This window comes from Helicobacter sp. (assembly GCF_014799995.1).
Lineage (GTDB): Bacteria > Campylobacterota > Campylobacteria > Campylobacterales > Helicobacteraceae > Helicobacter_D.
Genome location: NZ_JAAVGY010000055.1, coordinates 1 through 6,235 on the forward strand (window position 1 = coordinate 1; position 6,235 = coordinate 6,235).

Annotated in this window: 4 protein-coding genes and 1 pseudogene; all 5 read right to left on the reverse strand. The window is 36.7% G+C overall.

Annotated elements, in window-relative coordinates:
* Positions 1 to 65: 65 nt before the first annotated feature.
* On the reverse strand, positions 66 to 221 hold the full coding sequence (locus HDT10_RS08295) for a hypothetical protein (protein WP_290882216.1): 156 nt from the start codon (positions 219 to 221) through the stop codon (positions 66 to 68).
* Between the two features lie 234 nt (positions 222 to 455).
* Positions 456 to 1,034 (reverse strand): annotated as a pseudogene (locus HDT10_RS08300) (DNA adenine methylase); the annotation flags it as partial.
* A 2-nt stretch (positions 1,035 to 1,036) separates the two neighbouring features.
* Positions 1,037 to 1,726: an HNH endonuclease gene (locus HDT10_RS08305; protein WP_290882219.1), complete on the reverse strand. Its 690-nt coding sequence runs from the start codon at positions 1,724 to 1,726 to the stop codon at positions 1,037 to 1,039.
* Positions 1,727 to 1,920: 194 nt separating this feature from the next.
* Positions 1,921 to 3,228 carry an adenosylmethionine--8-amino-7-oxononanoate transaminase gene (locus HDT10_RS08310; protein WP_290882221.1) on the reverse strand — a complete coding sequence of 436 codons (1,308 nt, stop codon included), beginning with the start codon at positions 3,226 to 3,228 and terminating at the stop codon, positions 1,921 to 1,923.
* A gap of 482 nt (positions 3,229 to 3,710) precedes the next feature.
* On the reverse strand, positions 3,711 to 5,960 hold the full coding sequence (locus HDT10_RS08315) for an autotransporter outer membrane beta-barrel domain-containing protein (protein ID WP_290882222.1): 2,250 nt from the start codon (positions 5,958 to 5,960) through the stop codon (positions 3,711 to 3,713).
* Positions 5,961 to 6,235: the final 275 nt, after the last annotated feature.

The window sequence follows — 6,235 nt, forward strand, 5'->3', positions numbered from 1 at the left end:
AAAGAAAATCCTTTCAAAAAAAAAAAAACTAAAAAAAAACCCCCCCCCCCCCCCTTAAAAGTCAATTAATTAGCCCTAAAAAGTTGAAAAAATTGTAATTTTGTAGTTTTTGCTTGTTTGATAGGTTTTTGTGGCTTTGTGGGAATATTATCTGCATCATTGCGAGGCAAAGCCGAAGCAATCCATAATATAGAATCTCGCCTATTTATTTTAGATTCCATTGTTTATTTTCTTTTGGTTTGGATTATGGATTGCCACGCAAGTTTAAAACTTTCTCGCAATGACAAGAAATCAGTGTGTCTGCTACTTCGGTCATTGCTAGCCGATTCATCGGTGTGGCAATCTATAATTTCGCATACAGAATTTATGATGAAAATCTTGCCGTGAAGTGGTGGTTGGTTTTGTTATTGTGAGGCAATGCGGTTTTTGCAAAAGCAGAGACCAAGATAGAAATTTTAAAAAACCTGCTTTCTTAAAATATGTAAATATTCTATCGTAGAATCTTGCTTGCAAATGCGTTTAGAATCCGCCTTAAACCTTTGATGTTTTTGACTTCTAAGAGAGTATGTGCCATAGGTTTCAAAAATCGTGCGAATTTGCTCTAGGTTTAACAAGCCCTCATCATTGTAGCTTAAGAAAATCCATTCAAAATTTGCATTTTTGATGAGGTTTTCAAGCTCACTTGCGACTTTTGCCTTTTTACACCAATGAGATTTTTTATATTCTCTTAAGCCCGTCTTGCCCTTTGGGGTGAAGTCGTCATAAAGGGCGATTGTGTTTAAAAGATGATAGTTTGCCCCATATTCTCTTGCGTTGTAGGGTGGGTCAAGATAGAGAATATCGCCTTCTATTTTGTAAATTAGCGCATTAGAATCTTCATTAAATACCAAATGTTCGTTTTCGTTGCACTCAAAATTAGCAGGAGTTAATATAAGGGGTTTTGCCGCACTTTTTTTGAGAGATTTAAGAAACGCTCCATAAACAGAAGCGGTGTTTGCAACTTTGTCAGCGGATTCTAAAAGTGAGGCAAAAATGATTATTTTTGATAAATATATCTATAATGATAATTTAAAAAATCTTCTCTACCATTAGTAGGTAAATCCGTGATTATTTGTCCGCTTATGACATTAATCTTTTTCAAATATTCTCGCGTGCTTTTATCCATTTTGCTTGAAAATAAAATTTCTTTATCTTGTGTAAAGGTGATTAATCCAGTGCTTTTGTCAAAAAGTTTATCAAATAATGGAGAAAGTAAAAATCCATTATAAATATTAAGCCTTTCTTGATTATTGCAAAATACCCAAGGTTTAATGTGTGAAGCGATTAAAAGTTTTTTATCTTTTATATGGGTAATCGGACATTCTTTAAGTGTTTCTAACAAATTTCTTCTAAAATCTTGTTGTCCAATCCTTATATTTTGCATACTTTGGCTTTGGGTTATTTTTCTTGCTTCTAATTGATTATCAATATAAGAATCTAAAATAATTTGCAAATCTTTTTTGTTGCTTTCTATATCATCAATAAAACTTTTAAGGGCATAGACTCCGTATGCAATCCTTGTAATTTTTGGATTTCTTTGACATCTTTCTTGTATAGTATTGTTTGGCGTTTTTCCTTTAACTTCACCCCTATCTTTATAATCCCAAATTTGTTCATATAAAAATTTTAATGAAGCAAATCCTCCATTTTTTGACATTACATTTTCTATTGCATCATCATAAGTCATTTGAATGCCTTAATATTGGTTTTCTTCATTCAAAATTCCTTTTTGAATACGAAAATATATTTGTATTTAAATAAATAATATGTTTTAACGATAATTTCTTTGAATTTTATCGCAAAATTTTGTTTATCCATTGCATAAAAAGCCAATTTACCTTAAATCCCCTTGTTTCGTTTGCAAATTTATCCACAAAGATTTCACCTCACAAAGCCTTTGAAAATCTCCACGAGGGATTCTACAATGTAGCTTGCTTGCTCTTTGGTTAAGACATAAGGAGGCATAAGATAGATTGTATTACCAAGTGGGCGCAGGAGCAAGCCGCGCTTTAAGCCCTTGTTAAACACCTCTAAGCCTTTGCGTTGCCCCTCAAATCCGCCCAAATCAAAGGCAAATACCAACCCACAATGCCGCAAGTTGCGCACGAAGTCAAACTCTCGCAAGGCTTGTAGCTTTTCCCAAATAAATTGTGAGAGAATCGCATTATTTTCTAGCACATTTTCTTGTTCAAAAATGTCCAAAACCGCATTGGCACAAGCGCAAGCGAGGGCATTCCCTGTGTAAGAATGCGAATGCAAGAAAGCCTTGTGTGTTTCATAGGGTGCATAAAAGAGGCGATAGATTTCATCTGTCGTAACCACGACAGAGAGCGGCAAATACCCCCCTGTGATTCCTTTGCTTAAGGCTAAAAAGTCTGGCACGACACCGCATTGCTGATAGGCAAAAAAGCTTCCTGTGCGTCCAAATCCTACCGCAATCTCATCAAAAATCACATAAATTCCCGACTCTTGACACATTTTTACCGCTTCTTGCACGAATTGCGCACTATACATATTCATATTTCCCGCACATTGTATCAAGGGTTCTAACACAAATGCGGCAATTTCTCCCTTGTGCGCTTGTAATAATTTCCTCAAGGATTCTAGGGATTCTGTGAAATTCTCGCCACAAGGTGCTTTGACTTTCAAGGTTTCTAGCAAAAGTGGCTGATAGACTTGTGTATAGATTCCTACATCGCCTACGCTTAATGCCCCAATAGTCTCTCCGTGATAGGCATTTTCTAGGCATAGAAATTTTGTTTTTCTTTCGCCTTGGATTGCGCAAGCGTGAAACGCCATTTTAAGCGCAACCTCAATCGCACTTGAACCATTATCCGCATAGAAACATTTGCCAAACTTAGAATCTAGGATTCCTAGAAGTCGGTTAGACAACTCAATGATGGGCTTGTGTGTGAAGCCCGCAAAAATAATGTGCTCTAAACTCTCTAATTGCTCTTTTAGTTTGGTGTTGATATAGGGGTTGCAATGCCCAAAGAGATTCACCCACCAGCTAGAAATACAATCCAAATAGGCTTTGTCCTCAAAATCATAAAGATAAACGCCTCGTGCGCATTTGATTGGAATGAGTGGAATATTTGCCTCGTGGTCGTGCATTTGCGTGCAAGGATGCCAAATGCACGCAAGGTCTAGCTCTTTGAGCTTTGCGGACTCTGTGGTTTTTGGTGTCATTTCTTCGCCTTTAGTTTATAAATAAAGATTGGGGTAGATTTTAACATAAATTCATCATCATCATTGCTTATTATTAGACTAAAGCACTCTTGCTTCTAGTCATTGCGAGCGCAAGCGAAGCAATCCATAACTTAGAATTGCACCTTGAGCTTTTAAAATTTATTTGCAATTCCATTGTATTGTTTGCTGAAGTCTAACATTATAGATTGCCACGAAAATTTTGCAAATTTTCTCGCAATGACGCAGGAAAATATCATTGCGAGGAACGAATAGAATGAGAGACGAAGCAATCTATAATCTTACAAAAAGTAAATTTGCAATGGAATCTTTAAGGCAAGATTCTTTTCTTTAGATTGCCACAACCTTTTTGCAAAGGTTTCGCAAGGATATAGTGGCAAGTCTTTGTAAATGAGTGAAATTTCTAAAACTTAGTGATGATGAGAGAATCTCTAGCTTGGGGCTAGAGATTTGCAGTAGAGTGATTAAAATTTATATTTTAATCCCGCCTGTCCTGTGAGATAGGTTTCATTCTTGCTATCTATTTTTCCTGCAAGGATTTGTTTTGCGCCTACGCCCACATTTAAGCTTAATTGCTCTGTGAGATTCATATTTCCACCTATGATAAGTCCGCCATAAGTCTTTTTCTTATCATCGGTTCTTACTTGTGTGAAGAACGCATTATTAGCAGCCAAAGTTACATTATAATCATCAGAGCTATTGAGCACATATTGCTCTACTTTTGGAATCGCAAAGAAATAAGAGGATTCGTTGAAATATTTTCTAAACTCTGCCCCCACTTCTAAACTTAGAGAATTATTCTTGCTAGATTCCATTTTCTTATCAATTAATCCTTTGTCTGTATGGCTTGGAATGTAGCTAAAGTAATAGTTTGCCCCTACAAAAGGCTTAATCACTAAGCTTGTATCCTCTAGCTCTAACTTCCTGCCCACATTTGCACTAAGCCCTAAGAATTTGCTCGTGTAATCATTCTTGTAAGCTCCATCTGTTTGGACATAATTTGAATCCATAGGAGAGATTTGTCCATAGCCTTTTAGGTTGAGTTCCCACAAAGAATCTAAATGGATATTAGAATAAATCCCTAGTTGGTAGTTATCACTTTCTTGTTTGAAAGAAGAATCTTTGAGCGTAGAATTTGCATAGCTAAAATAAACTCCAAGCAAGACACTATCTGTAATATATTTATCCGCTCCTACGCTAATTCCATACAATCCCCCACTATTGGAATCAATGATATTTGCCCCACCAAAGACATTTGCCCATACGCTTTGTGCATAAGTGTTGTCTAGGTAGTTTGGTGCGACATCACTTGCCACAGAAGCAAGCTTGAGTTTAGAAAGCTTTGCCGCATAGTGATAAGGATTGTTTTGCATAGCAATTCTTGAGCCAATAGACATATCATTTGCCACAGAAATTGTCGTGTCGGTTGCTTGGGTAAGGTTGCTCGTGTTCTTACCGCTCTCTTGTGTGTCGTTTTTAATATCAATGGCAAGTTGGATTCCCTCTCTGCTCATCAAGTCTGCCCCAAAAGAACCGAGCAAATCTGCAATCCCGCGCAAAGCAAGAGCGGCTGTCATATCCTCATTATTTAAGCCTCCTGTAACGGCATTGATATAAGCTCTATCATCACTAGGGTTAGCAATTGCGTCTAATTTGTCTTTTGCTTCGTTGAGATTTGCAACTAGATTAGTTTTAAGCTCATCAGAAAAGTCATCAGAATCTTGGATTTCATCAATGAGGCTTTCAATCGCAGTCTTATCAAATGCAATTTGATTTTCAATCTTGAATGCTTCCTCTGTCGCTCCACCATTGGCAATGAGTTTTCCATTTTCTGCTTTGAGTTCGTATTCTACAAGTTGCTTACCATTGATGTCGCTCAAATCCACTAACTCATCCATAGTTAAACCTAGCAAATTTCTAGCATCAGTGCGATTCGCATCAACCTCTCTAAGCAAAGCAGAATCCGAAATGTAGTCTTTCAGATAGACAGGTTTTAATGCCCTTATTTTATTGTCTGCTACATTTGAATTAAAACTTTTTGCCTCAATGAGTGTGAGATTATTTGCTTCTAATGCGGTAAAGCTAGTCTTGATAAGATGAAAGGCAGAATTCGTGATATTTGCGTCTCCTTTGACTTTTATATATCCATTATTGAAGTGATTAATTTCTGGACCAGAAATTTCTAAATCTGCGAAAACTTGTATAGTGCCCTCACTATGCCCTTTGATGAAAACTTCAGAATCTTTGATTTCCAAATTAGAATAAAATTCATTTGGTAGGTCGTAAGAAAGCACGAGATTTTCCACTTTTGTAGTGGTAAGAATGTTGCCATTCCCATCATACAAGATGTCCCCACCTACGCCTAGATTATAAACCGCTATATGAGAACTACACTCACCCGACTGATTTATATCGCAACCACCTGCGCTATAAGGGTCTTTAAGTGTAAGTTCAGAGGTATTATAAGTATCAATCCAAATGTCATATCCTGCTTTAACACCATTAAAAGCATCGTCAGATGTAAAATGAATCGTTGTGTCGCCGTTTGCTTTATATTCCCAACCTGTTTCATTGTCTCGCTGAAAATATTTCTCAAACTTGTCTTGACTATCAATCACAATAGGTTCTGCTGCATTTAGCTGTGCGCCGAGCAGTGCCATAGAACCACCAAGCAGAGCTTTGGTAGCAAAGTAGGAAAGTTTTGTCTTTGTCATTCTGACTCCTAAATTTAAGATAACATTAAGGCGGAATAATACCCCCCCCCCCCCCCTTAAAAGTCAATTAATTAGCCCTAAAAAGTGAAAAAATTTAAATTTTTGAGGTTTTGCTTGTTTGATAGGTTTTTGTGGCTTTGTGGGGATATTATTTGCGTCATTGCGAGGAAATTTAAACTTTGGTTTGTCGTCATTGCGAGCATTATTTATAATGCGTGGCAATCTATAATACTGCACTTCAATAAATCAAACAATGGAATCTTAATTAAAATAGA

Bases quoted from the DNA above. Each gene is read 5' to 3' on its own strand.
- HDT10_RS08295 (WP_290882216.1), bottom strand. From the start codon at position 221: ATGGAATCTAAAATAAATAGGCGAGATTCTATATTATGGATTGCTTCG.
- HDT10_RS08305 (WP_290882219.1), bottom strand. From the start codon at position 1,726: ATGACTTATGATGATGCAATAGAAAATGTAATGTCAAAAAATGGAGGA.
- HDT10_RS08310 (WP_290882221.1), bottom strand. From the start codon at position 3,228: ATGACACCAAAAACCACAGAGTCCGCAAAGCTCAAAGAGCTAGACCTT.
- HDT10_RS08315 (WP_290882222.1), bottom strand. From the start codon at position 5,960: ATGACAAAGACAAAACTTTCCTACTTTGCTACCAAAGCTCTGCTTGGT.